The organism is Pseudomonas graminis, assembly GCF_013201545.1.
Taxonomy (GTDB): domain Bacteria; phylum Pseudomonadota; class Gammaproteobacteria; order Pseudomonadales; family Pseudomonadaceae; genus Aquipseudomonas.
On the sequence record NZ_CP053746.1, the window covers coordinates 1,928,242 to 1,953,970 of the forward strand.

26 protein-coding genes, 2 tRNA genes and 1 pseudogene are annotated in these 25,729 nt (G+C 59.3%); 9 read left to right on the forward strand and 20 right to left on the reverse strand.

Annotated features, from left to right (window positions below; genetic code table 11):
• Positions 1-87: 87 nt before the first annotated feature.
• Together FX982_RS08805 and FX982_RS08810 are read right to left on the reverse strand one after the other, a co-directional pair.
• The gene (locus FX982_RS08805; protein WP_172610365.1) at positions 88-681 is read right to left on the reverse strand and encodes an NADPH-dependent F420 reductase; all 594 of its coding nucleotides are present in this window, start codon (positions 679-681) and stop codon (positions 88-90) included.
• 11 nt (positions 682-692) lie between these two features.
• Complete coding sequence (locus tag FX982_RS08810; RefSeq protein ID WP_172610366.1) at positions 693-1,445, reverse strand: 3-oxoacyl-ACP reductase family protein; 753 nt, start codon at positions 1,443-1,445, stop codon at positions 693-695.
• 110 nt (positions 1,446-1,555) lie between these two features.
• Here FX982_RS08810 and FX982_RS08815 point away from each other — a divergent pair, with 110 nt between their 5' ends.
• A complete protein-coding gene (locus FX982_RS08815) occupies positions 1,556-2,488 on the forward strand; it encodes a LysR family transcriptional regulator (RefSeq protein ID WP_172610367.1) in 933 nt (310 codons plus the stop codon).
• Between the two features lie 23 nt (positions 2,489-2,511).
• Here FX982_RS08815 and FX982_RS08820 read toward each other — a convergent pair whose 3' ends face one another.
• The 8 genes from FX982_RS08820 to FX982_RS08855 all read right to left on the reverse strand — a co-directional run bounded on the left by FX982_RS08820 (position 2,512) and on the right by FX982_RS08855 (position 9,759).
• Positions 2,512-4,257: an OPT family oligopeptide transporter gene (locus FX982_RS08820; protein ID WP_172610368.1), complete on the reverse strand. Its 1,746-nt coding sequence runs from the start codon at positions 4,255-4,257 to the stop codon at positions 2,512-2,514.
• 138 nt (positions 4,258-4,395) lie between these two features.
• On the reverse strand, positions 4,396-4,797 hold the full coding sequence (locus FX982_RS08825; RefSeq protein ID WP_172610369.1) for a nuclear transport factor 2 family protein: 402 nt from the start codon (positions 4,795-4,797) through the stop codon (positions 4,396-4,398).
• A gap of 155 nt (positions 4,798-4,952) precedes the next feature.
• Positions 4,953-5,028: transfer RNA gene (locus tag FX982_RS08830), tRNA-Thr, on the reverse strand.
• A 294-nt stretch (positions 5,029-5,322) separates the two neighbouring features.
• Positions 5,323-6,528 (reverse strand): methyltransferase, encoded by a 1,206-nt coding sequence (locus FX982_RS08835; RefSeq protein WP_172610370.1) that lies wholly within the window; start codon positions 6,526-6,528, stop codon positions 5,323-5,325.
• A 230-nt stretch (positions 6,529-6,758) separates the two neighbouring features.
• On the reverse strand, positions 6,759-7,448 hold the full coding sequence (locus tag FX982_RS08840) for an ABC transporter permease (RefSeq protein WP_133773605.1): 690 nt from the start codon (positions 7,446-7,448) through the stop codon (positions 6,759-6,761).
• On the reverse strand, positions 7,445-8,140 hold the full coding sequence (locus tag FX982_RS08845; protein ID WP_065987400.1) for an ABC transporter permease: 696 nt from the start codon (positions 8,138-8,140) through the stop codon (positions 7,445-7,447). The genes FX982_RS08840 and FX982_RS08845 overlap by 4 nt, the downstream gene beginning before the upstream one ends.
• Before the next feature lie 67 nt (positions 8,141-8,207).
• The gene (locus FX982_RS08850; RefSeq protein ID WP_172610371.1) at positions 8,208-8,972 is read right to left on the reverse strand and encodes an ABC transporter substrate-binding protein; all 765 of its coding nucleotides are present in this window, start codon (positions 8,970-8,972) and stop codon (positions 8,208-8,210) included.
• A gap of 13 nt (positions 8,973-8,985) precedes the next feature.
• On the reverse strand, positions 8,986-9,759 hold the full coding sequence (locus FX982_RS08855; RefSeq protein WP_172610372.1) for an ABC transporter ATP-binding protein: 774 nt from the start codon (positions 9,757-9,759) through the stop codon (positions 8,986-8,988).
• A gap of 494 nt (positions 9,760-10,253) precedes the next feature.
• On the opposite strand from FX982_RS08855, the gene gabP reads away from it, so the two are divergent.
• A complete protein-coding gene (gene gabP, locus FX982_RS08860; protein ID WP_172610373.1) occupies positions 10,254-11,645 on the forward strand; it encodes a GABA permease in 1,392 nt (463 codons plus the stop codon).
• A gap of 68 nt (positions 11,646-11,713) precedes the next feature.
• Here gabP and FX982_RS08865 read toward each other — a convergent pair whose 3' ends face one another.
• The 6 genes and pseudogenes from FX982_RS08865 to FX982_RS08890 form a co-directional block, all read right to left on the reverse strand.
• The gene (locus tag FX982_RS08865; RefSeq protein ID WP_172610374.1) at positions 11,714-12,868 is read right to left on the reverse strand and encodes a Fic family protein; all 1,155 of its coding nucleotides are present in this window, start codon (positions 12,866-12,868) and stop codon (positions 11,714-11,716) included.
• A gap of 158 nt (positions 12,869-13,026) precedes the next feature.
• The gene (locus FX982_RS08870; RefSeq protein WP_241043491.1) at positions 13,027-13,485 is read right to left on the reverse strand and encodes a cytochrome b/b6 domain-containing protein; all 459 of its coding nucleotides are present in this window, start codon (positions 13,483-13,485) and stop codon (positions 13,027-13,029) included.
• 174 nt (positions 13,486-13,659) lie between these two features.
• Positions 13,660-14,154: a hypothetical protein gene (locus FX982_RS08875; protein WP_172610375.1), complete on the reverse strand. Its 495-nt coding sequence runs from the start codon at positions 14,152-14,154 to the stop codon at positions 13,660-13,662.
• 64 nt (positions 14,155-14,218) lie between these two features.
• Entirely contained in the window at positions 14,219-14,878 is a 660-nt protein-coding gene (locus FX982_RS08880; protein ID WP_172610376.1) for a hypothetical protein, read from the reverse strand.
• A 140-nt stretch (positions 14,879-15,018) separates the two neighbouring features.
• Positions 15,019-15,427 (reverse strand): annotated as a pseudogene (locus FX982_RS08885) (hypothetical protein).
• Positions 15,424-16,116 carry a DUF433 domain-containing protein gene (locus FX982_RS08890; RefSeq protein ID WP_172610377.1) on the reverse strand — a complete coding sequence of 231 codons (693 nt, stop codon included), beginning with the start codon at positions 16,114-16,116 and terminating at the stop codon, positions 15,424-15,426. The pseudogene FX982_RS08885 and the gene FX982_RS08890 overlap by 4 nt, the downstream one beginning before the upstream one ends.
• A gap of 329 nt (positions 16,117-16,445) precedes the next feature.
• Between FX982_RS08890 and FX982_RS24520 the strand changes: the two genes are divergently transcribed.
• Positions 16,446-16,862, forward strand: coding sequence for a glycine zipper domain-containing protein (locus tag FX982_RS24520; protein WP_254074884.1), 417 nt, complete (start codon positions 16,446-16,448; stop codon positions 16,860-16,862).
• A gap of 245 nt (positions 16,863-17,107) precedes the next feature.
• On the opposite strand, the gene FX982_RS08895 is transcribed toward FX982_RS24520, so the two are convergent.
• From FX982_RS08895 to mutY, 3 genes are all read right to left on the reverse strand, one after another.
• Positions 17,108-17,183 (reverse strand) — tRNA-Phe (locus FX982_RS08895).
• Positions 17,184-17,284: 101 nt separating this feature from the next.
• Positions 17,285-17,557 (reverse strand): oxidative damage protection protein, encoded by a 273-nt coding sequence (locus FX982_RS08900; RefSeq protein ID WP_122622902.1) that lies wholly within the window; start codon positions 17,555-17,557, stop codon positions 17,285-17,287.
• A complete protein-coding gene (gene mutY / locus FX982_RS08905; RefSeq protein ID WP_172610378.1) occupies positions 17,554-18,621 on the reverse strand; it encodes an A/G-specific adenine glycosylase in 1,068 nt (355 codons plus the stop codon). The genes FX982_RS08900 and mutY overlap by 4 nt, the downstream gene beginning before the upstream one ends.
• Between mutY and FX982_RS24665 the strand changes: the two genes are divergently transcribed.
• Positions 18,620-18,715 carry a hypothetical protein gene (locus FX982_RS24665; protein WP_172613010.1) on the forward strand — a complete coding sequence of 32 codons (96 nt, stop codon included), beginning with the start codon at positions 18,620-18,622 and terminating at the stop codon, positions 18,713-18,715. The genes mutY and FX982_RS24665 overlap by 2 nt on opposite strands.
• A gap of 60 nt (positions 18,716-18,775) precedes the next feature.
• Here the strand turns inward: FX982_RS24665 and FX982_RS08915 are convergent, their stop codons facing one another.
• Positions 18,776-21,004: an AsmA family protein gene (locus FX982_RS08915; RefSeq protein WP_172610379.1), complete on the reverse strand. Its 2,229-nt coding sequence runs from the start codon at positions 21,002-21,004 to the stop codon at positions 18,776-18,778.
• Positions 21,005-21,333: 329 nt separating this feature from the next.
• Here FX982_RS08915 and FX982_RS08920 point away from each other — a divergent pair, with 329 nt between their 5' ends.
• The 5 genes from FX982_RS08920 (at position 21,334) to hisA (ending at position 25,604) form a co-directional block, all read left to right on the forward strand.
• The gene (locus tag FX982_RS08920) at positions 21,334-22,995 is read left to right on the forward strand and encodes an OFA family MFS transporter (protein ID WP_122534021.1); all 1,662 of its coding nucleotides are present in this window, start codon (positions 21,334-21,336) and stop codon (positions 22,993-22,995) included.
• A gap of 287 nt (positions 22,996-23,282) precedes the next feature.
• Positions 23,283-23,876, forward strand: a complete 594-nt coding sequence (hisB, locus tag FX982_RS08925) for an imidazoleglycerol-phosphate dehydratase HisB (RefSeq protein ID WP_065987388.1) — start codon at positions 23,283-23,285, stop codon at positions 23,874-23,876.
• Entirely contained in the window at positions 23,876-24,514 is a 639-nt protein-coding gene (gene hisH, locus FX982_RS08930) for an imidazole glycerol phosphate synthase subunit HisH (RefSeq protein ID WP_172610380.1), read from the forward strand. The genes hisB and hisH overlap by 1 nt, the downstream gene beginning before the upstream one ends.
• Complete coding sequence (locus FX982_RS08935; protein ID WP_172610381.1) at positions 24,514-24,774, forward strand: DUF2164 domain-containing protein; 261 nt, start codon at positions 24,514-24,516, stop codon at positions 24,772-24,774. Before hisH ends, FX982_RS08935 begins: the two co-directional genes overlap by 1 nt.
• A gap of 92 nt (positions 24,775-24,866) precedes the next feature.
• Positions 24,867-25,604 (forward strand): 1-(5-phosphoribosyl)-5-[(5-phosphoribosylamino)methylideneamino]imidazole-4-carboxamide isomerase, encoded by a 738-nt coding sequence (gene hisA / locus FX982_RS08940; RefSeq protein WP_172610382.1) that lies wholly within the window; start codon positions 24,867-24,869, stop codon positions 25,602-25,604.
• The last annotated feature ends 125 nt before the right edge of the window (positions 25,605-25,729 follow it).

The window sequence follows — 25,729 nt, forward strand, 5'->3', positions numbered from 1 at the left end:
AGCACGGACTGCGCCGGTTTCGGCAGGCAACCCAACGCCATGTTCGAACCCCCATGCGCCTGTGTTCAGGCGCATGGGAGCGCGGCTTTATCCATGCTTGACCAAGTTCAGTCCCGGAAGCGGACCGCCTGGAAATTGCGCAGGTAGTCCTTGTTCAAGACTGCCCAGGTCGATGCCATGAAAGCCCAGCTCATCAATGAGGCCCGCGACGCGCTGTTTGCTTGGGCCGTGCTCGCCCGAATAAAACAGCACGCGCTTTCCACCCTCAGCCGAAGGATGTGCGAGCAGCGCGGGCGTAAGGTGATTGAACGCCTTCACCAGATGTGCGCCTGGCAGCATCTGCGCGACAACCTGCGATGATGGTTTGCCGCCGAGGTCAAAGGCTTTGAACAATGGTGCTTCGATCGGATTGGTTGCGTCGATCACGATTCGACCATCCCAAGGCCCGACCTTTTGAACCGCATCCGCAATCTTTGACCAGTTCACGGCGAGGAACACAATCTCCGCTTGACCGGCCTCCCGGACGTTTACAGCCTTGGCCAGTGGTCCGAGTTCAGCGGTAAGAGACGCGAGGGTTTGGGGGCCGCGACTGTTGGCGATGCTGACGGGCACGCCTGCGTTGACTAACAGTCGGGCGATAGCGGTGCCGATGGCACCTGCTCCAATAATGCTGATGTTCATGGCAATCCCCTTTAGGCAGTGAAGCCGCCGTCGACCATTAATTCCGCCCCTGTCACGAACCCGGCGTCCGGGCTGGCCAGATAGGCAACAGCGCCCGCGACGTCCTTGCCCTCGCCATACCGCCCAACGGCGATGTTCGGTCGAACAAAGTCAGCCACTGCGCCGTCGGCCGGGTTCATGTCGCTGTCCGTTGGGCCAGGGTGCACAGTGTTGACCGTAATGCCTCGTGGGCCCAGATCCCTCACCAGCCCACGACTGAAGCCGGTCAGCGCACCTTTGGTCAGTGTGTAGGCAGATGCAGTGCCGAAAGCGGCGTGTTGCACCATCGAACTCCCGATGTGGATTACTCGCCCGCCTTCACCCATGTGTTTAAGCGCTTGCTGAGTGGCGACAAAAACACCGGTCACGTTAACCGCAAGGATTCGCTCGAAGTCTTCGAACGCAATGTCCTCCGGTGCGCCAAGAACACTGATGCCCGCGTTGTTGACCAGAATGTCGATACGCCCAAAGCGTTGCGCGATGTCGTCGATGGCGGCCCGAACTGCCTGAGGATTGCCAGCGTCAGCCGCTAATGCGATGGCCTGGCCGCCGGACGCAATGATGTCGTTCACCACGGTGCTGGCGCGGTCCGGCGACGCGTTATAGGTGATGGCTACGGTGGCACCGTCTGCAGCCAGACGTTTGGCAATGGCCGCGCCGATGCTGCGTGAGCCACCGGTAACGACAGCGATTTTGCCAGAGAGGGGAAGAGTGGAAATGTTCATGTGTTGAGCCTCGATCAGTGAGTTGATGAGGCTATGAGACGCTTTTCAGCTGTTCGCCAGTAGTAGGTAATCGCTAGAATTACTTTCAACGAATGCTTGAAGGTCTAAACGTGGAAACGATGGGTAATTTGCTGTCATTTGTGCGTAGCGCCGAGACCGGCAGTTTCTCCGCCGCTGCCCGTCGTCTGGGGCTAACCCCGGCTGCAGTCAGCCGTAACGTTGCCCAGCTGGAAGCTAACCTTGGCGTGAGATTGTTCCAGCGCAGCACGCGCAAGCTCACGTTGACCGAGGCGGGCGAGCGCTTCCTGAGCAATGTGGAGGCAGGTCTTGAAAGTGTTCAGGCTGCGATTGAAGACTTAGCCGGAAATGCTGGCCGGCCTTCGGGCGTCCTGCGGGTTACCGCCGCCCCAGGATTCGGCAAGGATTTTCTGCTGCCCCTGATGCCTGAATTCCTGAAGCAGTACCCCGATGTGGTGCCCGAGTGGAGCCTGGAGAACCGTCAGGTGGACCTCGTTGCCGAAGGATTTGATGCCGCCATTGGCGGAGGAATCGAGCTGGCCCAGGGCCTTGTCGCAAGAAACATAGCGCCCGCTCACCTGGTGCTCGTCGCATCCCCCGAGTACTTGTCTGCCAAAAGAAGTGTTCGCCGACCAGAAGACTTGGCGACGCTGGATCATCTCGCCATGCGTTCGGTGCAGACCGGCAAGATAAGAAGCTGGACGCTTCAGGGGCCTGAAGATGGGCAGATGCCATTGGAGTTGAAACCCCGGCTGTTGGCCAACGACCCCCAAGCTTTGTGTCAATGTGCGCGTCTGGGGTTGGGCATCGCGTTGCTGGCTGTACCCGATGTGTTGCCTTACCTTGAGAATGGCAGCCTGGAACGGGTTCTGCCCGAGTGGTACGTGGATGCGGGGCAGATCTACCTGTACTTCTCCAGTCAGAAATTACTGCCTGCGAAAACGAGGGCGTTTGTGGATTTCCTGGTCCAGCACGCCCAGGCGCAACGATGGATTACGCGGCTCGATGCCCGGGAAGGGCGCTGAACCGCTCCGAATTTGCCAGCCGCCTAGATGTTGCGCAGCATCTCCCAGAACGACGCGCCCACGCCGGTGATGCTCTCACCAGCGATCAGGCCCGCAGCCGCAGTGATCGCAAAGCGCTCGGTGATGCGCGGCCATCCGCGGCTGACCAGCCAGGTCAGCACTGCTCCAAGACCCATCATCACCGAGGTGGAGGCCGGCAACACGAAGGCCAGCCCCAGCGCAGCGGTACTGGGTAACCAGCGGGCCGCGCGTTCCGGCAGCAGGCTGTCCAGTGCCCCGAGCAGCACGCCAAACCCGCTGCCGATTACGATCGCCCACCGCACCTCGGGTGACAGCGACGCAAGCCCGTGGGTCAGTGTTTGCGCCACTGCCTTCCAGGTTGCAACAGCCGGTGCCGGCCATTCCTCAGTGAGCAGCATCGTCTGTGGGTCCGGGATCAGCGCCAGATACACCAGAACGCCGACTACGCTGCCAATCGAAATGCCGATGCATTGGGCAATGAGCTGTTTATGCGGCGTTGCGCCAATCCCGAGGCCTACCTTGAAGTCGTTCATCAGATCAGTGGACTGGCCGGCAGCGCCGCCAGCCGTGTTGGCGCTCATCAGATTGATCGCTACCTGGCCGGGAGCAATCAAACCGAAGCTCAACTGCGACAGCTTGCCGATGGCGCCAATCGGCGCAATGCCGGTGGCGCCCACGACTCGCGCCGCGACCACGGCCAGGCAAATACCCAAGGGAATACTGAGCAGTGCCATCCACAGGTCAATCTCAAACAACTGCACCTGCAGCAACACAACCAGAGTGACCGCGAATAACATGCCCAGGGCGGGTATGGACGAGAAGCGCACTTTGGCGCGCGGATACGGGTCAGCCGGCGTGCGCTTCGGCACTTGAAAGACCCGCACCGCCAATGACGTCAGGGTCGCGCACACCATCAAACTCACGCCCGGCCACAACAGCCATTCCACCAGCTTGGCAAATTGAGGACCGCTGGCATTCGGGGCGAGCACCACCAGCGCGTGGTCGATGAGAAACGGCGCGAGCCCGCCCCATGCCAGCGCTGCGCCGAGCATCAGCTTCAGGCCCACGCGTATGCCGATGATGCCGCCGAAGCCGATGAGCAACAGCGAAGGGTCCAACGTGAACGTCAGACGTTCCAGCCCGGGATTGGGAGCCCAGCGCGGGATTGCCCAGACAAACTCGTCGATCCACTTCAACCCGCCGGACAGCAACGCGGCCGCAGACAGCACCTTGATCCGCGCCACCGCTTCTTTGCCGTGATGGTAAATGTGCTGCAGCGTTTCCAGCGTCGCCATGCCCTCGGGGAATGTAAGGCCGTGGTCGTTCAGCAGGGTAGGGCGCAGATACCATGCGATCCAGACGCCCAGAAAGCTCACGGAAAAGACCCACGCCATCATCGGCAATGGGTCCAGTTGATGCCCCGTCAGCAGCGTGTACGCAGGAATCGGCGCGACCAAACCGCCGGAGATAATCGAGGCCGCCGCTGAGGCCACCGTCTGGTTGATGTTGCTTTCGTGCAGCGACCACGAGGGACCCATCTGGCGGTTTCTGGCCAGGCCCTGCCACACGCCAAAGCCGATCAGCAAAGCGATGATCGACATGTTGAAGGACCAGCCGATTTTCAGCCCGGCGTAAACGTTCGAAGGCGTCAGCAAAACACCCAGCACCGCGCCAGTGAGCACCGCACGCGCACTCAGCTCACGCTGCGCACGAGGAGGAGGCAGGGTTGAAAGAGCAGGGTTTTCCATGACAGATCCTTCTTGGCGATCGCAAGAGTGACTCTGCACAACTGAGCCCCGACACCGCCGAAGGTTCACCGCCGCCCTTACGCCAGACGCTTTCACGCCTGCCTACCACGCACGGAACGCCGGAGATTTTTGGCGGATTTACTGCGCTGGCGGATCCAGCAAGACCCACAGCCGGACGATCTTGCCGTCGACGACTTCGGCCACATCCGCGCCCGTTACAACCACCGGACCTTCCTTCGGTCCCGCATGCCAGCGCAGGTAAGCCATCCCGTGATGCCCCACCGCCACGCCCTGGGCGACGAAGGAAAAGTCGGGACCGAACTGCTCAAGCAGTGCGCCTGCAACGTCGGAGATAGCGGCCTGTCCGGTGACGACGCCTTCTGGCTCGTACATCGTGGGTTCAGCGGAGAATAACTGTTGGATGGCAGCGATGCGTTTATTGGCATCTCGCTCGTTGAACACCTGTTCCAGATTCGCGCGCAGGAGTGCGTTGAAGTCCGGGGCCGGTCGGGGTGATGGAGCATTGTTTGGCTGAGGCATGGTAAGTCTCTCGTTCAGGGGTGCGGAAGAGACTAGACGCTAAAGAGGGGGCAGGCTTGGTGAGGAGCGGAGCAAATTGAGGTTGCCTGATGGATGATTGCTAAACCCGCTCAAACAAAAAAGGCCCACCTTTCGGTGAGCCTTTTTGCTAAATCTGGTGCCGGCACCAGGAGTCGAACCCGGGACCTACTGATTACAAGTCAGTTGCTCTACCAACTGAGCTATACCGGCGTTGTGGGCGCTGATTATAGGGATTTGATCTGGCGAGTAAAGCCCTAATTTCAGTTTTTTCGGCGGCCTTATGCCAGAAGGTGATTACCGTTATTCACAATCCGCACAAACCTAAGGCGACGATCGGTCAGATTCAGGAACCATTCTCAATCGTTCGCAAGCTACTGTTTTAGCGCCAATTTTACGCTGACTAAAAAATGAACAAATGGTTACATCCCCTCACAGCAGGAATTCCGGGCGTTCGCTGGAATTTAATCAACAGACTTATCCACAGGTGCGCGCGTCAAAAAACGCTCATGGTCGTTCTGCAAGAATGAGCAGATTCCGCGGAGTGACTTGGCTGTCGCAGAAGGTGCCGATGTGCACGTCGTAGCCGCACTCAGTCAGATAAAGCGCGCGGTCTAGGATGAGCCACATTTCCAGCGGCCGGCGGAAGAGATTGCGCAGCAGCTCGAGGTTGCGCACTTCGGCTAAACGCCTCCAGCCCGCCGCCTCAAGTGCCGTCCAGTCCTGAATGCCGGGGGAGGGGAGTTGTTTGAGTTCAGCCAGGTCCCGGCAGTAGTCGGCGAAGGGTTTGTCGAGCCAGGCGCCGGGCAGCGACGGCGTTGGTAGATAGTCGTCGACGCCTCGCAGCTCTCGCTGCAGCAGGTCGAAGCCGAGGCGGCGAGCCATGGAGATGTCGCGCTGGCGGCGTACACGGGCGCCGGCGGTGACGGTTTCGCTGAGGGGCAGGCCGAGGTCGTCGATGGAGAGCGTAAGCGCGGACGCTTTGCCCCGCTGGGAGATCGGCAGGTAGTGCTCGCCGACGATGCGGTTGTAGCAGCAGGGCGCGATGGCCAGTTGTCGGCAGCGTGCGTCGCTGGCGAGGTGCATGAGGCGCACATGAAGGTCGCCGCAGGCGTGGAGGGCGACGGGCGTGTGATGCGTTCCCAGACGCCTGGCTGCATCGTCGGCCATGACGTCTTGGTGCAGATGGTCGGCGGTGATGCCCAGTTTTTCGCTGAGTTGCCTTCCTGATTCAACCAGGTCCGCATCGTATTCCAGGCAGGTCAGCAATTGACCGCCATGGGCGAGGCGTCGACCGAGATGGCCTTTGCCCGAGCACCAATCCAGCCAGTGGGTTGGCTGCCTTTGAAAGCTCAAGCGGCTGGCGAAGGCTTCGATTTGCTGCCATTTGCGGCCAGGTACGTCGACGCTCATGCGCGATGACACAGGCGCCAGACTAACGGGCGGCAGCGCGTCGATCTCGCTTAACGCCTTCGACTGTAAGGCCAGCTGAGCAAAGGGCTGAGGCGCATCGAGAAGTTCGGGGTGGCTGTGTGCGGCTTCTGCTTCTTCGAGCGAACGTTGCCGCAGCCAGCGTGACAGCTCCGGGTGCTGCGATTCCCACGGTAGATGGTGATGGGTGAAGGGGCGCGGGCGCCACAGGGCTTGATGCTCCAGGAGGAAGGCATCGAGCGCTGCGAATCGGGATTGGAGCTGCGTGGGTGTGAGTGGCATTGGATTAAGGCAGTCGGGATGTGCGTTGCAGGATACGGTGAATCAGTGCCTGGGCGCGTTTATCAGGCATAGCGATCTTTGGCGGCTGAAATGCCGCTTTCGCGAGCAAGCTCGCTCCCACAGGTTCGGTACTTGCTGTGCGACAGGCGATCTGCCACGAGTACCGTGTTTGATGCGCCCCCCTCGGTGTTTGGACGAAGAGAGGCGCGCCTGCTAGCGCGCGGCAATCTTCACCGCCCTTGGCTGGCGTCCACCCGCAAGTACCGCTCCAACAGCTTGAAGCCTTGCACCAGCACGAACGACATCACCAGATAGATCAACCCGGCGATAAGGAAGGTCTGCTCCGGCATGTAGGTCCGCGCGTTGATGGTGCGGGCCATGCCGGTGATGTCGAGCAGGGTCACGGTGCTCGCCAGTGCGCTGGCCTTGAGCATCAGAATGACTTCGTTGCTGTAGGCGGGCAGACCGATGCGTGCGGCACGGGGCAGGATGATGTACAGCAGCGCTTTGCCTCTGGACATGCCCAGTGCGCGAGCCGCTTCGATCTCGCCTGGCGGCACCGCCTGAATGGCGCCGCGCAAGATTTCGGCGATGTAGGCGGTGGTGTGCAGGGTCATGGTCAGCGCTGCGCAGAAGAACGGATCACGCAGGTAAGGCCACAGCGGACCTTTAGTGACGACGTCGAACTGCGCCAGGCCGTAATAGACCAGAAACAGCTGCACCAGCAGCGGCGTGCCACGGAAAAAGAAGATGTAAGCGTAGGGCAGCGCCCGCACGTACGCGTTACGCGAGGCGCGGGCGATGCCCAGCGGTATGGCGAGAATGAGGCCCGCGATCACTGCGACGGCTACCAATTCCAGCGTCACGGTGGCGCCATGCAGCAGTTTCGGTAGCCATTTGAGGACGAACTCCCAACTCATGACGCGCTCCTTGCAAAGCCCACAGAAGCGCGCTTCTCCAGCCATGCCAGGCCGATCATCGACAGCGCGGTCATGCACAGGTACATCAGCGCCGCGACCATATAGAAGGTAAAAGGCTGCTTGGTGGACGTGACGGCGATCTGCGCGTGACGCATGACCTCCTCAAGGCCGATGACCGACACCAGCGCGGTGTCCTTCATCAGGATCATGAACAGGTTGCCCAGCCCCGGCAGCGCGATGCGCCACATCTGCGGCATCACCAGCTTGAAGAAGATGCGCGAGCGCGACATGCCCAGCGCCAGCCCGGCCTCGCGGTGGCCTTTGGGGATCGAGAGCATGGCGCCGCGAAACACCTCGGTTGCGTACGCGCCGAAGCACAGGCCCAGGGCAATGACGCCAGCCGCGAACGCACTCAGCGACAGATTGGGAATATCGAACAGCTTGCCGATCGCCCGCATCGAGCTGACCGTGCCGAAGTAGATCAGCAATACCCATAGCAATTCAGGGATGCCGCGCACCAGCGTGGAGTAGGTGCCACCCAGCCACTGCAAGGCCCGATTCGGCGAAGTCTTCGCCAGCGCCCCGAGCAGGCCGAGGACCAATCCCAGGCAGAGGGCCGACAGCGCAAGTTGAAGTGTCATCAGCATGCCGGCGGCCAGGGCCGGGCCGAATCCATAGAGATCGAAGTTCATGGCGTTGTTTGTCTAGAGGGCAGGCGCTGCTGCCTGTAAAGGCAGGCAACAGCGCGGGTCAGGCAGGTCAGAGGATGCTGAACGGGAAGTACTTGTCGTTGATCTTCTTGTAGGTGCCGTCGGCGATGATTTCTTTCAGTGCTTCGCTCAGCTTGTCGCGCAGCGGGTCGCCTTTGCGCACCGCGATGCCGATCTTGTCGTCAACAGGAAGCGCGTCGCCTTTGAACTCGAAGCTCTGGCCTTCCTTGCCTTTCAGCCACTCATAGCTGGCGTATTTGTCGCCGAGCAGTGCGTCGAGGCGGCCCGAGGCCAGGTCGAGAAAGGCGTTTTCCTGGGAGTCGTACAGCTTGACGGTCACGTCGTCGCCCCAGTTGTCTTCCAGCCACGAGCCGGAAAGCGTCGCACGCTGTGCGCCGATGGTCTTGCCCTTCAGCGTTTCCTTGATGGCGGCCAGGTCGCCGCTGAGGTTGGTGGTTTTTGGCGCGACGAACTGCAGCTTGTTGGAGTAGTACGGAATAGTGAAATCCACGGCCTGCTTGCGTTCGTCGGTGATCGACATCGACGAGATCAGGAAGTCGAACTTCTCCGCGTTGAGCGCTGGAATGATGCCGTCCCAATCGGAGGTGACGGTTTCACAGGTCACTTTCATCTTGGCGCACAGGGCGTTGCCGATTTCCACGTCGAAGCCCACAACCTGACCGCTGGCGTCCTTGTTGTTGAACGGGGGATAGGCGCCCTCGATGCCCATTTTCAGGGTCTCGGCAGCAAAGGCGCTGGAGGCCATGGCGAGGGTGGCGGCAGCGGCCAACAGAATAGTTCTCAGGGTCTGCATCGATGTTGCTCCGTTAGCGATTGCTGGACATGAATTGTTTGCAGCGCGCCGACCGCGGGTCATCGAAGACTTGGTCTGGCGATCCTTGTTCTTCTACCAGCCCTTGGTGCAGGAAAACCACTTCGCTGGACACCTGCCGGGCGAAATTCATTTCGTGGGTCACCATCAGCATGGTCCGGCCTTCTTCGGCCAGGCCACGAATAACGCTAAGTACTTCCTGCACCATCTCGGGATCGAGGGCAGAGGTAGGTTCATCGAACAGAATGACCCTGGGCTGCATCGCGAGCGTGCGCGCAATGGCGGCACGTTGTTGCTGGCCGCCCGACAACTGCGCCGGATAGGCATGACGCTTGTCGGCGATCCCCACTTTGGCCAACAGCGCTTCGGCGACTTCAGTGGCCTCGGCTTTGCTTTGCCCCAGCACGCGGCGCGGCGCCTCGGTGATGTTATCGAGGACGGTCATGTGCGGCCAGAGATTGAAATTCTGAAAGACAAAACCGATCTCGCTGCGCAGGCGGTTGATCTGACGGTTGTCGGCGGCGATCAGTTCACCTTTGCGGGTGGCTTTGAGCTTGAGCTCTTCCCCGGCAATGAGAATCTGCCCTTGATGGGGGTTCTCCAGCAAATTGATGCAGCGCAGCAGCGTCGACTTGCCTGAGCCAGAGGAACCCAGAATCGAAATCACGTCGCCATCGCGCGCACTCAGCGAGATGCCCTTGAGCACGTCGAGTTGGCCGTAGCGTTTGTGCAGATTGCGGATCTCCAGGGCGGGCGTGGCCTCGGCCATGTTCAGTCCTCGTGTGTTCGGTGGGCTCATCGGGTTGGCCCAGCTGGACACAACCTGGCGGTCGCACAGTCGTGCGGCGCGAGCTTCATAAGGATGAGCTTGATGAGCGCTGGCGTTGAATGCCGTTGCGCAAAAAGGGCGCGATGGTGCCAGCTTTACCCGCCGTGGGGAAGGGTGTTTCGGCCATGCAGGCGATTGGCGGCTGTTCTTGTGCGCTTATTTGGTGCCATTTGGTCCTGAGTGTGTATTTTCGGTGCGGCTAATCGTCACCCTCCTGTTGCTCCAAGTAACGTTTCCTACATGAGTGGCGAATTGCTATTGCATTCATGGACTTGCGGAAATCGTCTGGAGTGGGCGTATCCCGCTGCGACGTCGTATTTGAAACATCTTGGCGTAATTCTTGCGTAAAAAATAAATAACAGAGCTGTTGTGTTCTCTTTACGAAGAGCCGCTACACGTCCTGATCCGTACAAAATCCTTCTAAGGTTGGTTCCATGAGCAGTACACCCAACGCTTCAAACCTTGAACAAGGGCTCAAACCGCGGCACATCACGATGCTCTCTATCGCCGGCGTCATCGGCGCCGGCCTCTTCGTCGGCTCCGGCCACGCGATCGCCGAAGCGGGGCCGGCCGTGCTTCTGGCGTACGGCGCCGCAGGCACACTGGTGGTGCTGGTGATGCGGATGCTGGCGGAAATGGCTGTCGCTTCGCCTGACACCGGTTCTTTTTCGACCTACGCCGACCGCGCGATCGGGCACTGGGCCGGCTTCACCATCGGTTGGTTGTACTGGTGGTTCTGGGTGCTGGTCATTCCGCTGGAAGCCAACGCTGCCGCGACGATTCTGCACGCATGGTTCCCGAACGTGGCGATCTGGGCGTTCACACTGGTGATCACTCTGCTGCTGACCGCGACCAACCTGTTCAGCGTGAAGAACTACGGAGAGTTCGAGTTCTGGTTCGCACTGATCAAAGTGCTCGCGATCATCGGCTTTGTGGTGCTGGGCATTGCGGCGGTGTTGGGTCTGCTGCCGAACAGCCAAGTCAGCGGCGTCAGTCACCTGTATGACACCCAGGGTTTCCTGCCTAACGGCATGGGTGCAGTGCTGGCAGCGATGCTGACCACCATGTTCTCGTTCATGGGAACGGAGATCGTCACCATCGCGGCGGCGGAATCGAAGAATCCTGGCCAGCAAATCACCAAGGCCACCAACTCGGTGATCTGGCGGATCTGCCTGTTCTACCTGCTGTCGATCTTCCTAGTCGTCGCGCTGGTGCCGTGGAACGACAGCCGCTTGGCTGACGTGGGTTCGTACCAGACCGTGCTCGACCTGATGGGCATTCCAAACGCTAAGCTGATTGTCGACATCGTCGTGCTGGTCGCCGTGACCAGTTGCCTGAACTCGGCGCTGTACACGGCTTCACGCATGCTGTTTTCCCTCGGCAAACGTGGCGACGCGCCTGCTGTTTCCCAGCGCACCACCAAAGCCGGCACGCCTTATTGGGCGGTGCTGCTGTCGACCGGTGCCGCGTTTGCCGCCGTGTTCGCCAACTACGTCGCACCCGCAGCGGTGTTCGACTTCCTGCTGGCAAGCTCGGGCGCCATCGCGCTGTTGGTGTACCTGGTGATCGCCGTGTCCCAGCTGCGTATGCGCCGCAAGCGCGAAGCAGAAGGCCAGGCGGTGGACTTCCGCATGTGGCTGTTCCCCGGCCTGACCTGGACGGTGATCGTGTTCATCGTCGCCGTGCTGACCATCATGCTGTTCCAGGAAGGCCACCGTATGGAAATCATCGCCACCGGGCTGCTGAGCCTGATGGTCGTGGCAGCAGGCCTGATCGTTTCAAGCCGTCGCAAGGCGGGGAAGGCAGGGAAAGTTGTTTTGAATTGATGGGGAAGTGAGTCGGTTGTGACCGACCGCTGTCGAGAAGCCGCTATCAGGGATGATGGCGGTTTTTTTTATGGATTTTCCAAAGGAGCAGGAATAAATCCTTGTTCCCGTAGCGCCTTGATGACACCCCGTATCAAGTAATTATTGGAAAAACCAATGGTGTATTGCCTTGCGCCTTCATTGATGGGTAAGAGCATCCCCTGAGCAACCAGCTTTTTGATGAGGTACGTACGTTGAGCGCTATTCAAGTCCGGGACTGCACTTGATAGATCTGCAGATTTCACCAGCCTCGCTTTGATGGCTAGCGCCAGTACCAGCTCTTCTGTTTCTGTGATCCATCGCCGTTGGCGAGCGAACGCAATGGCTGGGGTTAAGATATTGCGAGTGAGATATTCATAACGAGTGAGTAAGTCCACCTTATTCAGCTCGTCACGAACCCCCTGCAATACGTAGGTGCACCACATTTCTAGCCCTTGGCTGGTTCCAGAATCTGCCGTGCTCAACATTGCGTAATAGCGTTCACGGTTGTTGCAAAACACAGCCGTGGGATTTAGCACGCGCCCCCCGGTGCTTACGTTGAAGCCGTATTTCATCAGCAGCGCATAAGTAATGAGCCGGACTACCCGACCGTTGCCGTTGCCAAAGGGGTGAATCCATCCGAACCGATGATGTGCCAAGGCAACCTTCATGAGGTCATATTTTGGTGAGTCTGCGTTGTTAACGAACTCGACCAGTTCCTGCATGTAGCCCGAAATCAGAATCGCGTCGGGCGGTAGGTGATCAGACTGAGATATTCGCACTTGGCTTTGACGGTACGCACCTGGCGTCTTGTCTCCTTCACGATCCAGATCGAGGACGGTCATCGCATGCAATTCGCGAATGAAATGCTCAGTGAGCGGACTGCCGTGAGTCACCCGCTCCTCAATGTAATCCATCGCTTTTTCGATATTGGCGACTTCACGTAGCTGGTCGGTGTCGTCGGTTTTGCCCCCGACTTTGCTGTCGATGTAGTCGGCAAGGGTTGTGTGATTGCCTTCGATACGCGCCGATCCTAAGCTCTCGAGGGTATGGAAAATGGATTTCAGCTGAAAAAACACTGGGGCAGGAGTGTCGCCCTCCAGTCGCAGCTTACGCAGGTGTTCCAGCTCGCTCAGCACGTCCACCAGCTCTGAATCGAACGTGGGATTCAGCAGCTTAAGATCGTAGTGAAAGAAATTAGGCATGGAAAACTATCTCGAAGAGCGAATTTCGTTATCTATAAAGTTAGGCGCAAGACGCCCTGATTTAGGAGGCCCTAATGAGGGTCTATGAAAAGTTATCTCAAATCAAGCTCTGAGCTATCTGTAATCGCCGGCAGATATTCGATGAGCGTTGCCGTCCCTTAGCTCATCCTGGCCAGCACCGATTTCCCACGCACTTGATGCAGTACCACCGCCGCCAGATGCAGCGCCACCAACCCGGCCAACACCGCGCACAGGACGTGGTGCAGCTGATGCAGCTCCAGCAGCGCGATCTTTGAGTGAATGAGCTGTGGCAGCGGCACCAGCGCCAGCAGCATGACCGGATGGCTCATCATCAGCACCCCAGTAATCAGCACGCCCGCCACCGTCCCGTAGATCGCCTTGTGCGCAGCGCTCGCCAGTCGCGCCTGGACGTTTTTAGCGGAGTGCCGCCCAGGGGCTCTGATCGCCAGCCACAACCGCCACGCGAAGAACGGAATAAACAGACTGGTCAGTTGGGGGTTGAACGACTCAACCCACAGCCGAAACGGGTCGTTCTGATCCAGCAATGCCACGCCGAAGCCGCTAAACGTCGCCCACAGGATGACGGCAGCAGACAACCAATGCAGGACAATTCGGGTTCGGGAGTAAGCGCTCGTTTCGCCTGGTATGGGTTCAGGCGAAGGAGTGTTTGGAAGTGTCAAAACGGCCAGCCTTTAGTTGAGAAGGAGTTGCATTCTCGTAATGGCGCAAAGCTACCGTTTTGACCGGGGTCATGTAAATCAAAAAACGTTTTAAGAACGCCCGCCTGCACCTTTCGCGTTCTTTTTCTGCAGGATCACGGACGCTTCGTTGTAGGCAGTCTGGAAGGCATCGCTGCCGATCCATTCAATGGACGCGTCTTCATCTTCCTCGTGGAAGAGCCCGCGGTAGGTGATCAGCAGGCCCATCATGAAGTCGGTTGCCGGCTCTTCGTCTTCTTCGGCGATCACCAGCTCCAGCACCGGGTATTGCAGGAAGACTACGCACAGCGCCAGCAGGCTTATCGATTCTGCCTGCTTCATTGCTTCGAACAGGTCGTGGAAGTCCGCCGGGTCGAAACCGTTCTCTTCGATGTCTTTGAAATCGAACGTGCTCAGGTCGATTTCTACGTCATCGAATGGCTCGTTGACGAAAGCGTGGTTGAGCACCGGGTGAATGACGCTCGGCCGGGCCTTGCCGGAGCGGTTCTGCTTGGCCTTGGCCTTTGCACGCTGGGCGCGTTTTTGCTGTTTGTCGGGGGAGGCCATGACGGCGGTTCCTTGTGCGGTGCAGCCATTCGCATGGCCCAGGATCATCGGGCGCGTATTGTATTCAGTCTTGAGCCGGTTCGTCGTGCTTGTTGCGGTCGATCCCCAGCATCTCCATCGTGGATTCCATCTCGATCTCGCTGAGAATGGCGCGGAACGCCTCATAGAAATCATCGTCGTGGATGCGCGCCCTGACGGTCGCCTTATCCAGTCCGTGGGCCCACATCATGTAGGCGCCCAGCGTGTTCACCAGAACGTCGAGGTAGTCGTCGAAATCGAAGTCGTAGAAGGCGTGTGCGGCTATCGGACCTTTGGCAAAGGCATCGAGCAAATCCAGGAACCCTTTCTGCTCGGCAAACTTGAGCACTTCGTAATGCGCGAGTCGCTGCTCCTGAGACGGCTCTGGCGCAGGGGACTGATAGACCTCCGCCAATAGCATTTCGTCCTCAGTGATCGACATCCCGATGTCCTCGCCCCTGATCATCGCCGCCATCGCCTCCCGCTCTTCCTCGTCCATTGTTTCGAGGATGTCGGGCTCTACGAAATTCTTGAGCAGGGTATCGTCGTCGAGCAGCGATGTTTCGTCGTCCGAGAAGAAATCAGGCATGAAGTAATCCGGGACGATCGGGCTGGGCGTCTGCGGGTGCTGGCGAGCGACCCGCTGCTCTTTGGCTTTGGTCTTGGCGCGCTTGGCTCGTTTCTGTTGCTTGCTGACAGATGCCATCACGAAGTCCTCTAGTCGGCTCAAGCCTGCAATGTTAATAAATCACGCCCAATAAAAACCCCTGAATATTTCGATGCAGGGGTTTTTCGGTATTTATGGTGCCCGGAGACGGAGTTGCAAGGGGTAGGTCTGATGCGGGGTTACATTTTCAATTGCTCAAAATTCCCCGGCGCTGAAAATTTCCAGGCCACCTTGAATGCTGCACCGCCGGATACTTAGTTCTGCCTGCCGAATGATGGCAGGCCACCATCGGACAAGATTTTCGGCCTTACTCCAGTGGGTCGTTTGACCCCATTGCCTCGCGAGACAGAAAACCGGGAGTCCGCACTCTCTGAAGGCCTGCCGCTCGGCGTTTCCCTTGGAGAACTTGTCTTGCGACACCACGGCCCACCCGCCTTCGGCAGTGAGGTCGGTAATCCAGTGGATGTCACTTGTGTCCGCTGGGAACCTGTCCCTGAGCGAGACGACGACATGGCCTTCGCCGCTGCAAAGCTCGTGCAAGGCTCTGGCAATGGACGGTGGAAGATTGTTATCGATCAGAAAATTCAAGCAGCAATCCTGTGCTCGTAGGTCACCGCAGCGTCCACTGCCGCGGTCGGAATTTCGAAAATCACAGACACACGTTTTGCATCCTGGCCTTCAGCCAGGTAAGCCTGATAAATCGACGCGGTATCGACACCAGTGGAGGAGAGCACCGGTTTTCCAAAGTTACGGTGCGGGTCGAGCACAATTGCCTTGCTGCGCTTGACCGGATACCAACGCTGCGCCTTTCCCTCACCCGTATAGTCAATGCCTTCATACAGTGCAGGCGCGATGACTTGCCTGAATGCGTACTGACGTTTCGCCAGATCCAGGATCGCCTCATCGCCGGTCTCATCAAACACGGTGGCGAATATGCTCCTGCCGTCAGTCTGGAATCTTCTGCAGGTGAACGGATAGTGCAGGTTAAAAATTTCCTTGGCTTGCCTGGATGCTGCGCGAATAGCTTGAAGGCTTACGGCATGTTTTCGGAAGGCATGGACAAATCTGATCTCAAGCAGGTCGTGGAAGCCAAGCAGCTTCTCGTCGTTGACGCCTAGCTCAGGTAGCCACAGGCCAGAGTGATCCACACCATCTACCTTGTATCCGAAGAGCCATCGGCGGATGTCTTTGGCGGCAATACCCGTGTAGAGGGCTGCTTCTGAAGGCGTGTATACGCCGACTCCAATGAGGCGGCTGGACGTTTCGATAGTCTTCATGCACACCTCCCGTGTCCGTGGTTGCTCAAAAAATGCATTCTGAGGTTGCTCAGAGTCTCGTTCAACTGATCTTGGGCGAGCGCTCAGGGGAAAATTGTAAAAAACCGGTGCGTGGCGAATAGGAATCCCTTGTGGCTGTCCATCCCGGCGCTGGCCACCCGCCAGTAGTTCTAGCTCATCAAGATTTATCCATGGCAGCCGATGTGTGGGTATGAGCATCCCGCTGGACATACTCTGAGTTGAATCTTCCTAGCCCAGTCCAGCACCTTTGTTTTAGTCCTGCTCGATGCATCTCCGAGAGGCTACTTCACTCACTTGAGATTGAATCCATGCGAATAACTGTACCGGTACTACTTTTAGGCATGCTTGGCGCTCAATGCGCGCTGGCGGCTGGGGATGGAACATCCGCAGTGGGCGGAGGCATAGGCGGCGCGCTTGGGAATGTCATTGGACAGCAAATGGGTGGAAGCACCGGCGCGGCGGTTGGTGCGGGTGTCGGCGGAGCCGCTGGCGGAGCTTTAGGCGCCAAAAGAGGAAGCAAGACCGAAGCGGCTATCGGCGGGGGGCTGGGATCAGCGGGTGGGTCTGTCATTGGTAACCAGTTGGGTGGCTCAACAGGGTCAACCATAGGTGCCGGCTTAGGCGGCGCTGCCGGAGGCGCAGTGGGTAGCAACTTGGCAGATGACGGCGGCAACAACCGATCTCACGGTAAGCGACATGGACACAAGAAAAATAAGCATGATTGATAGCCCGGCGATCTGCTCCAACACCTCCAATCGAGTGATTTAAGCGACGACACACGCGCGTTTGTCGGAGACGTCGGCCACCAGCTGGGCGTCTTCACACATATACGGCTCTGAGCTTACGAATCCATTCACATCTATCCGGGCTTACAAAGAAGCGGTGGGGAACCGTGAAAAGCAAAAAGCCCGCACGAGGCGGGCTTCTTGTGTGCTTTCAGCTGTGCTTGGCATCACCTGAAAACGAAAGGTGGTGCCCAGAGACGGAATCGAACCGCCGACACGGGGATTTTCAATCCCCTGCTCTACCGACTGAGCTATCTGGGCAACGGGGCGCATTAAACGTGTTTTTCAGGAGGTCGTCAAGCATGGTGTCGAAAAAAATCTGAATTATTTCCTCCGCTTACGACGACACTGTCTCCGATGGGTTATTCGGCAGGGGGAACGTAGCCGTCGGCCTTGGCGTATTCCTCGCCGGACAGGTATTTGTCCATCTCGGTCTGCAGGAATTTGCGATCTTCGGCATTCATCATGTTCAGGCGGCGCTCGTTGATCAGCAGCGTCTGGTGTTTCTGCCAGTCGCCCCAGGCTTTCAGCGAGACGTTGTTGTAGATGTCTTCACCTTTGGCGCCCGGATACGGCGGACGGTCCAGGCCAGGCAATTCTTCTTTGTATTTGCGGCACATCACGGTGCGGGTCATGAGGACTCTCCTGCATTCAGTACGTCGGCTGCGTTTTTCAGCAGTTTCTTCACCGGGGCGGCAAGGCCCAGGCGCGGCGGGGTGGCGAGGTTATACCAGAGCCAGTCGTCCTCGGCCACGTGATGGGTGGACGCGCGGACCCGGACCAGCCAGGGCTCGATGGTCAGCTGAAAGTGGCTGAACGTGTGGATCAGGCCCGGCAGGGCTTGATGCTCGCCCAATTCAAGGGCGTGCTGGTTGGCCAGATGCTGCATGTCGTTGAAGTCGTCCAGTTCCGGCAAGCTCCACAGCCCGCCCCAAAGCCCGGTCGAAGGGCGGCGATACAGCAGAATCGCGCCTTCGTGGTTGGCGAAGATGGGCATCAAGGTACGTTTTTGCGGCACGACCTTGCGCGGTTTCGGTATTGGATAGCGGGTCTCTTGACCGAGCATGTGCGCTTCGCACCCACGTTCCAGGGGGCAGAGCAGGCAGCTGGGTTTGGTCCGGGTGCAAAGTGTGGCGCCCAGATCCATCATCGCCTGGGTGTAGTGATTGACCCGGCTGTGCGGCGTGTAGCGCTCTGCCGTGGCCCACATCTGCTTCGCCACCTTGGGCTCACCCGGATAGCCTTCCTGGGCGGTGAAGCGGGCGAGCACGCGCTTGACGTTGCCGTCGAGGATCGGCGCGCGCAGGCCCATGCTGATGCTGGCAATCGCGCCCGCCGTGGAGAGGCCGATACCGGGCAGCTCGACGAGCTTTTCCACGTCGCGGGGGAATTCACCGCCGTGCTCGGCCACCACGATTTTCGCGGCTTTCTGCAGGTTGCGCGCGCGGGTGTAATAACCCAGCCCGGTCCACAGATGCAGGACCTCATCTTCCGGCGCTTCGGCCAACGCCTGCACGGTGGGCAGCGAGTCCATGAATTTATCGAAATAGCCAAGCACCGTGCTGACCTGGGTTTGCTGCAGCATGATTTCCGACACCCACACACGGTAGGGGGTGATGTCGTGTTGCCAGGGAAGATCGTGACGGCCGTGGCGGTCGTACCAGTCGAGAACGGCGGAGGAGAACTGCTCGGGTTGCATCAAGGGTTCCGGTGATCAAGAAAGTGGAGTTGCATCGCTCATTTCAAGGGGGCTTGCCTGCAAATGCGTTGGATCAGCGACACGGGGTTTCTGATCTGACGCATTCGCGGGCAAGCCTGCTCCTACAACTGTTCCCTGCGGCTGTTAACCAGGGTTAACGCTTGAACAATCCCTTGATCGCGTCTTTGAGCTCGGGACTCACCTTGTCCCCCAGCTTTTCATCGATCTTGTCGCCGATCCGGTCGCCTGCCAGCTTGGCAGCGACCTTGCCCAGGCCGTCGTTATCCAGACGGCAGGCCTTGGCGCCCATTTCCAGCGGGCCGCGGCAGAGCACCGGCCATTCGATGCCGACAAAGCGCGGATTCACTTCGCAGGCGGGGTCCGGCATGTCGCTCTTGTCGCCTTCGATGATCACGCCGACGCGGTAGTTCATGCCCATGACGCGCAGGTCGATGTCGCCATCGCCGTTGACCGTCAGGCCCGGGGTGCGGACTTTCAAGTCCGGGTTGCTGGCCACGCCGTTGCGGAACACCAGATTGCCATTCAACTGCTGGAACGGCGTGTCCTTGCCGCGCGGTTCGCCGCTCAAGCTCTTGCGATTGAGCGTCGAGATGCCGCGGCAGAGCTGCTGCTCAAGGTTGGCATTGACCAGCACGCCATCGTTCAGCGCAAAACTCGCAGTACCGTTGAGGCTCTCGACCAGCGCCTTCTCGCTGTTGCCTTTGGCGGTCACATCGCTGGTGAGGTTAAGCAAACCGCGCAACGGCGGCGTGGTGCCCTGGCTCTGAATGAAATGTTCCACCGGCACCTTGGCAACGCGCGTCTGAACACGTGCCAATGGCACTTCAGGGCGCGCATCCAAGTCGCCCTTGACCTCGAAATTACCGTTGTACAGATCGCCGCGCAGGCTGCTGACCGTGATCACGCCATCAAGCGCCGAGGTTTTCAGCGCCGCGTTCTGGATCGGCAGTTTCTCCAGGGTCAGCTTGCCGAAGCTCAGGTCGGCGTCGACGTCCAGTTTGCGCAGGCGCTCGAGGGGCAGCAGTTTCGCGTCGCTCCAGGCGCCTTGAGTCGGCTGATTCGGCAGAGGCGAGGTGCCCGACGCCACCATGGCTTCGGCTTCCGCGCCCTGAACTTCGGCTCTGCGCGCGGCCCCGGCGCTCTTCGCCTGCTCGCCTTCGGGCTTGCGATATCGGTCGGCGTCGAACGCATCGGCCTTGAGTTGCAGGCGCAGGGATTGTTTAGCGAAGTCTTCCACGGCGACATGACCGGTGATGGTGCTGTCGTCGAGTTTCACCCTGAGGTCATCCAGCGAAACGCTAGTGGGTGTTGCCGCGATGCGGGTGACCAATTCCAGTTTGTTCAGGCTGCCGTCGCCAAGGGGTGGCGCAGGTTGACCGACGCCGTCGAGGAAGTCGCGCAGATTGAGCTGGGCAATCGAGATACCGCCTGTAAGCTGCGGCGTCTTGTCCAGATCACGCACATGCAACTCGCCGAGAGCCCGCAGTTGATTCGCGGACAGCTTCAGATTGGTCCATTCCGCGACGTTAGCGGACATGTCTGCCAGCAATTGTCCCTGGGCCGAGAACGTCAGCGTCTTGCCCTGCAGCGGATCGCCCGCCGCTTCCCCGGAGAACCGCATGTCATCAAGCTGATAACGCTTGAGCGCGCGATCAAAGCGCAGCTTGCCGGTCAGTTCGGTTTTGGTGCGCACGACAGGTTGGTTGGTGCTGAGGAACGCGGTCAGTTTCAGCGGGATGTCGGTCGCGTTGTGGATCGGGCCGGTGCTCAGCTGAATGCTCTCGGCGGTGAACTGCCGGGCCTTGGGAATATCGTTGAAATCGATCCGCGCGTTGTTCACGGTCAGGCTGTCAATGTCCAGCTTGAGCGGCTGCCACTGCTTGTCGGGTTTAGCCGACGCTGTATTGGCCGGCGCATCCGGCGTGGCGGGCGGCTGGGCTGGATTAGCCGCAGTGGCGGGGACTTTGCCGATGTCTTCCCAGTTGCCATGGCCGTTTTCGTCGCGGGTCAGCGTCAGGTTCAGGCCCTCGACACGTACATCGCTCATCTGCACTTCCTTGCGCAGCAGCGGCAGAACGCGCACGGACAACCCGAGCATCTGCAGGTCGGCGAAGGGTTTGGACGGCTCGCTCAAGGTGGCAACGCTGGCATCGTGCAGCTCCAGGCCCAGCCACGGAAACAGGCTCCAGCCGATATCGCCATTGAGCGTGAGCTCGACGTGGGCGCGATCGCGAACCAGTTTTCGAATCTCGTCTTTGTAGTCGTTGGGATCAAAAAAGTGGGTCAAGGCAAAGCCGAGAGCCACGATGATCAGCAACAGCCCGAGAAGGGTGAGCCCCAGGATTTTGCCGAACGCTTTCATGGGCGAGTCCTTGTGTCGAGTCGTTCAAAATTTAGCCCGCGAGTATAGCGTCCTCACGCAGGCATCGGGTTTTGGATCGCCACAGACACCTCCGATCGAAATGTCAGCGCCTTGCACAATGACAAACGGCACGAAAAAGGTAGTAGCAGAATGCTTTCTTTTCTGTCGCAAATGGTAATCTCGCGCCGTTCGCCAGCTTTGCTGCGTCGAATTGTCACGTAAAGAGACGGTCTGCCGATAAACCACCGAGGCCTGCGTGCTTGAAGAGTGGTGGCAGAGCGATGTCGCTGTTCTTGCGGGATATAACTAAAAATTGGGGGCAACAATAAATGACTACGAGCACTGCTCTGGGCGGTACGGCCGCTCAGCCTGCGTTCTTGTCCAAAGAGCGCATTATCGCCAAACGCGGTTTCAACCGTTGGCTGGTTCCGCCAGCTGCATTGGCAATCCACCTGTGTATCGGCATGGCCTACGGCTTCTCGGTGTTCTGGCTGCCGTTGTCCAAGGCAATCGGCATCAAGACTGCTGTCGCCTGCCCGGCTGACATGGGTTTCTTCGAGCAAGTCATTTCGTCCAGTTGTGACTGGCCGATCTCCATGCTCGGCTGGATCTACACCCTGTTCTTCATTTTCCTGGGTTGCTCCGCAGCGATCTGGGGCGGCTGGCTGGAACACGCGGGCCCGCGCAAGGCCGGTGTTGTATCGGCACTGTGCTGGTGTGGCGGTCTGCTGATCTCGGCGCTGGGCGTATACACGCACCAGATCTGGCTGATGTGGATCGGCTCGGGCGTGATCGGCGGTATCGGTCTTGGCCTGGGTTATATCTCGCCGGTCTCGACGCTGATCAAGTGGTTCCCGGACAAGCGCGGCATGGCGACCGGTATGGCGATCATGGGTTTCGGCGGTGGCGCGATGGTGGGTGCTCCGCTGGCTACCGCACTGATGAGCCACTTCGCCACGCCTGACAGCGTCGGCGTATGGCAGAGCTTTGCGGTGATGGCGGTGATTTACTTCATCTTCATGATCGGCGGCGCACTGTCGTACCGCGTTCCGCCCACCGGCTGGAAACCTGAAGGCTGGACCGCTCCGGCGAAGAAAGCCAACAGCGCGATGATCACCAACCGCCACGTGCACGTCAGCGTTGCATGGAAGACGCCTCAGTTCCGTCTGGTCTGGCTGGTGCTGTGCCTGAACGTTTCGGCAGGCATCGGCATCCTCGGCATGGCTTCGCCCCTGCTGCAGGAAGTGTTCGGCGGCAAGCTGCTGGGCACCGACCAGCCGTTCGGGCAGCTGGATGCTTCGCAACTGGCGGCCATCGCGGCCATTGCGGCCGGCTTCACCGGTCTGCTGAGCCTGTTCAACATCGGCGGCCGTTTCTTCTGGGCCTCGTTCTCGGACTACATCGGCCGTAAAGCCACCTACTTCGTGTTCTTCGCACTGGGCTTCCTGCTCTACGCGTCGGTACCGACCCTGGGTCACTTGGGCAGCGTTGCGCTGTTCGTGGCGGCGTTCTGCGTCGTGCTGTCGATGTACGGCGGCGGTTTCGCCACCGTTCCGGCTTACCTGGCTGACCTCTTCGGTACGCAAATGGTCGGCGCGATTCACGGTCGTCTGCTGACTGCATGGGCTGCCGCTGGTGTGCTTGGCCCGGTATTGGTGAACTACCTGCGTGAGTACCAGCTGAGCCACGGCGTTGCTCGTGCCGATGCTTACGACATCACCTTGTACATCCTCGCGGGTCTGCTGGTGCTGGGCTTCATCTGCAACCTGCTGGTGCGCCCGGTGGCCGACAAGTACTTCATGACCGACGAGCAATTGAAGGCTGAGCAAGCCATCGGTCACGATGCCGGCGCCGATCACAGCACTTCGCTGGAATGGAAAGCGGACCCGAGCACCAAGCCACTGGCGATTCTGGCTTGGCTGGCAGTGGGCATTCCACTGGCATGGGGCGTGTGGATCACTCTGCAGAAGACTGCGGTGCTGTTTCACTAAAAGCTGATCTGGCCAGCCTGAGATGTTTCAGGCTGACCTGAACCTGTGGGGGTGAGCTTGCTCGCGAAGGCGGTCCAACGGTCGGCAGAGATGTCGAATGTGAGGGCCTATTCGCGAGCAAGCCCGCTCCCACATTTTTTTGGCTGTACATATTCGCTTGTACACACATGTCTATCCCATGCAGCCCGCATTCCCCCCGGTCCGGCATTGCTCGCTTCATGTTTCTGTTTCCCCGCCACACGCCTATAATGGCCGCCTTTTCGCCCAATGATTTTGCGGAGCTGGTGATGGCCGAACGTATGGTGTTCGTCGAGCGCGACACTCTGGAAACCCAGATCAAAGCCTCGATCAACCTGGATGGCACAGGAAAGTCCCGATTCGACATCGGCGTTCCTTTTCTTGAACACATGCTCGACCAGATCGCCCGTCACGGGCTGATCGATCTGGACATCGAATGCAAAGGCGACCTGCACATCGACGATCACCACACCGTGGAAGATGTCGGCATCACGCTGGGTCAGGCGTTCAGCAAAGCCATCGGCGACAAAAAAGGCATCCGTCGCTACGGCCACGCCTACGTCCCGCTGGATGAAGCGCTGTCGCGCGTGGTCATCGACTTCTCCGGTCGGCCTGGCCTGCAAATGCATGTGCCGTACACCCGCGCCACCGTCGGCGGCTTTGATGTGGACCTGTTCCAGGAATTCTTCCAGGGGTTCGTCAACCACGCCAACGTCACGCTGCACATCGACAACCTCCGCGGCCACAACACTCACCACCAGATTGAAACCGTCTTCAAGGCGTTCGGCCGTGCACTGCGCATGGCGGTAGAACTGGACGACCGCATGGCCGGCCAGATGCCTTCGACCAAAGGCGTGCTGTAATGCAGACCGTTGCCGTTATCGACTATGGCATGGGCAATCTGCACTCGGTGGCCAAGGCGCTGGAGCACGTCGGCGCCGGTCGCGTGCTGATTACCAGCGATGCCGACGTCATCCGTGAAGCTGACCGCGTCGTGTTTCCCGGTGTCGGCGCGATCCGTGACTGCATGGCGGAAATTCGTCGGCTGGGCTTCGATGCCCTGGTGCGTGAAGTCAGTCAGGACCGTCCGTTTCTCGGGATCTGCGTGGGCATGCAGGCGCTGATGCAGCGCAGCGAAGAGAGCGGCGGTGTTGATTGCATCGGCACTTTCCCCGGTCAGGTGCGCTTCTTCGGCAAGGATCTCCACGAAGACGGCCAGCATCTGAAAGTCCCGCACATGGGCTGGAACGAAGTGGCGCAGGCCGTGGATCACCCGCTCTGGGCCAACATTCCGGACATGGCGCGGTTCTACTTCGTGCACAGCTATTACATCGAATCGCCCAACCCGCAGCAGATCGTCGGCCGTGGCCATTACGGCCATGATTTCGCCGCCGCATTGGCCGATGGCTCGCGCTTCGCCGTGCAGTTCCACCCCGAGAAGAGCCACACCCATGGCCTGCAGTTGCTGCAGAACTTCGCGGCGTGGAACGGCCGCTGGTAATGAGCAAGAAGACCAAACCGCCGATTCTGACCCTCACTCCCGAGCAGGAGAGTGAGGCGTGCCACAGGATCAAGCGGTTCATGGAAGACCGTTTCGAGCTGGACCTGGGTTCGTTCGAAGCGGCTGAAATCCTGGAAGTGTTCACCCGCGAGATCGCGCCGCATTACTACAACCGGGCGATCTTCGATGTTCAGACGCACCTCAAGGAGCGTTTCGAAAGCATCGAAAGCGACCTGTGGGCGTTGGAGAAGAGCAGCTAGAGGCGGCAAGTTTCAAGCTGCAAGAATGGTTAGATGCGCAGACTTGCAGCTTACAGCTCGCGGCGCGCAGCTCTTTTGACGAAGGAAAAAGAATGCTCATTATTCCCGCGATCGACCTTAAAGACGGCGCATGTGTACGACTGCGCCAAGGTCGGATGGAAGATTCCACGGTGTTCTCCGATGATCCGGTGAGCATGGCTGCCAAATGGGTCGAGGGCGGCTGCCGTCGCTTGCATCTGGTTGACCTGAACGGTGCGTTCGAAGGCCAGCCGGTCAATGGCGAGGTCGTGACGGCGATTGCGCGTCGTTACCCGAATCTGCCGATCCAGATCGGCGGCGGGATCCGCTCGCTGGAAACCATTGAGCACTACGTCAAAGCCGGCGTGAGTTACGTGATCATCGGCACCAAAGCGGTCAAGGACCCTGACTTCGTCGCCGAAGCCTGCCGCGCGTTCCCTGGCAAAGTGATTGTAGGCCTGGATGCCAAAGATGGCTTCGTCGCCACCGACGGCTGGGCTGAGGTCAGCACCGTGCAGGTGATCGACCTGGCCAAGCGCTTTGAGGCCGACGGCGTCTCGGCCATCGTTTATACCGACATCGCCAAAGACGGCATGATGCAGGGCTGCAACGTCCCGTTCACCGCCGCGCTGGCCGCTGCCACCCGCATTCCGGTGATCGCGTCGGGCGGCATTCATAACCTGGGCGACATCAAAGCGCTGCTCGACGCCAAGGCACCGGGCATCATCGGCGCAATCACCGGCCGTGCGATCTATGAAGGCACACTGGATGTGGCTGAAGCACAGGCGTTTTGTGATTCGTACAAAGGCTGACTGGCACGCCCCCGTGTAGGAGTGAGCTTGCTCGCGATAGCAGTGTGTCAGACGTATGTTTGCTGACTGACCAGGCGCATCGCGAGCAAGCTCACTCCTACAGGGAGGTGCTTCAAATCAGAATG

What these genes read in the sequence shown, in the direction of transcription:
- FX982_RS08805 (WP_172610365.1), bottom strand. Translation starts at nt 681, where the DNA reads ATGAACATCAGCATTATTGGAGCAGGTGCCATCGGCACCGCTATCGCC.
- FX982_RS08810 (WP_172610366.1), bottom strand. Translation starts at nt 1,445, where the DNA reads ATGAACATTTCCACTCTTCCCCTCTCTGGCAAAATCGCTGTCGTTACC.
- FX982_RS08820 (WP_172610368.1), bottom strand. Translation starts at nt 4,257, where the DNA reads ATGGAAAACCCTGCTCTTTCAACCCTGCCTCCTCCTCGTGCGCAGCGT.
- FX982_RS08825 (WP_172610369.1), bottom strand. Translation starts at nt 4,797, where the DNA reads ATGCCTCAGCCAAACAATGCTCCATCACCCCGACCGGCCCCGGACTTC.
- FX982_RS08835 (WP_172610370.1), bottom strand. Translation starts at nt 6,528, where the DNA reads ATGCCACTCACACCCACGCAGCTCCAATCCCGATTCGCAGCGCTCGAT.
- FX982_RS08840 (WP_133773605.1), bottom strand. Translation starts at nt 7,448, where the DNA reads ATGAGTTGGGAGTTCGTCCTCAAATGGCTACCGAAACTGCTGCATGGC.
- FX982_RS08845 (WP_065987400.1), bottom strand. Translation starts at nt 8,140, where the DNA reads ATGAACTTCGATCTCTATGGATTCGGCCCGGCCCTGGCCGCCGGCATG.
- FX982_RS08850 (WP_172610371.1), bottom strand. Translation starts at nt 8,972, where the DNA reads ATGCAGACCCTGAGAACTATTCTGTTGGCCGCTGCCGCCACCCTCGCC.
- FX982_RS08855 (WP_172610372.1), bottom strand. Translation starts at nt 9,759, where the DNA reads ATGGCCGAGGCCACGCCCGCCCTGGAGATCCGCAATCTGCACAAACGC.
- gabP (WP_172610373.1), top strand. Translation starts at nt 10,254, where the DNA reads ATGAGCAGTACACCCAACGCTTCAAACCTTGAACAAGGGCTCAAACCG.
- FX982_RS08865 (WP_172610374.1), bottom strand. Translation starts at nt 12,868, where the DNA reads ATGCCTAATTTCTTTCACTACGATCTTAAGCTGCTGAATCCCACGTTC.
- FX982_RS08875 (WP_172610375.1), bottom strand. Translation starts at nt 14,154, where the DNA reads ATGGCCTCCCCCGACAAACAGCAAAAACGCGCCCAGCGTGCAAAGGCC.
- FX982_RS08880 (WP_172610376.1), bottom strand. Translation starts at nt 14,878, where the DNA reads ATGGCATCTGTCAGCAAGCAACAGAAACGAGCCAAGCGCGCCAAGACC.
- FX982_RS08890 (WP_172610377.1), bottom strand. Translation starts at nt 16,116, where the DNA reads ATGAAGACTATCGAAACGTCCAGCCGCCTCATTGGAGTCGGCGTATAC.
- FX982_RS24520 (WP_254074884.1), top strand. Translation starts at nt 16,446, where the DNA reads ATGCGAATAACTGTACCGGTACTACTTTTAGGCATGCTTGGCGCTCAA.
- FX982_RS08900 (WP_122622902.1), bottom strand. Translation starts at nt 17,557, where the DNA reads ATGACCCGCACCGTGATGTGCCGCAAATACAAAGAAGAATTGCCTGGC.
- mutY (WP_172610378.1), bottom strand. Translation starts at nt 18,621, where the DNA reads ATGCAACCCGAGCAGTTCTCCTCCGCCGTTCTCGACTGGTACGACCGC.
- FX982_RS08915 (WP_172610379.1), bottom strand. Translation starts at nt 21,004, where the DNA reads ATGAAAGCGTTCGGCAAAATCCTGGGGCTCACCCTTCTCGGGCTGTTG.
- FX982_RS08920 (WP_122534021.1), top strand. Translation starts at nt 21,334, where the DNA reads ATGACTACGAGCACTGCTCTGGGCGGTACGGCCGCTCAGCCTGCGTTC.
- hisB (WP_065987388.1), top strand. Translation starts at nt 23,283, where the DNA reads ATGGCCGAACGTATGGTGTTCGTCGAGCGCGACACTCTGGAAACCCAG.
- hisH (WP_172610380.1), top strand. Translation starts at nt 23,876, where the DNA reads ATGCAGACCGTTGCCGTTATCGACTATGGCATGGGCAATCTGCACTCG.
- FX982_RS08935 (WP_172610381.1), top strand. Translation starts at nt 24,514, where the DNA reads ATGAGCAAGAAGACCAAACCGCCGATTCTGACCCTCACTCCCGAGCAG.
- hisA (WP_172610382.1), top strand. Translation starts at nt 24,867, where the DNA reads ATGCTCATTATTCCCGCGATCGACCTTAAAGACGGCGCATGTGTACGA.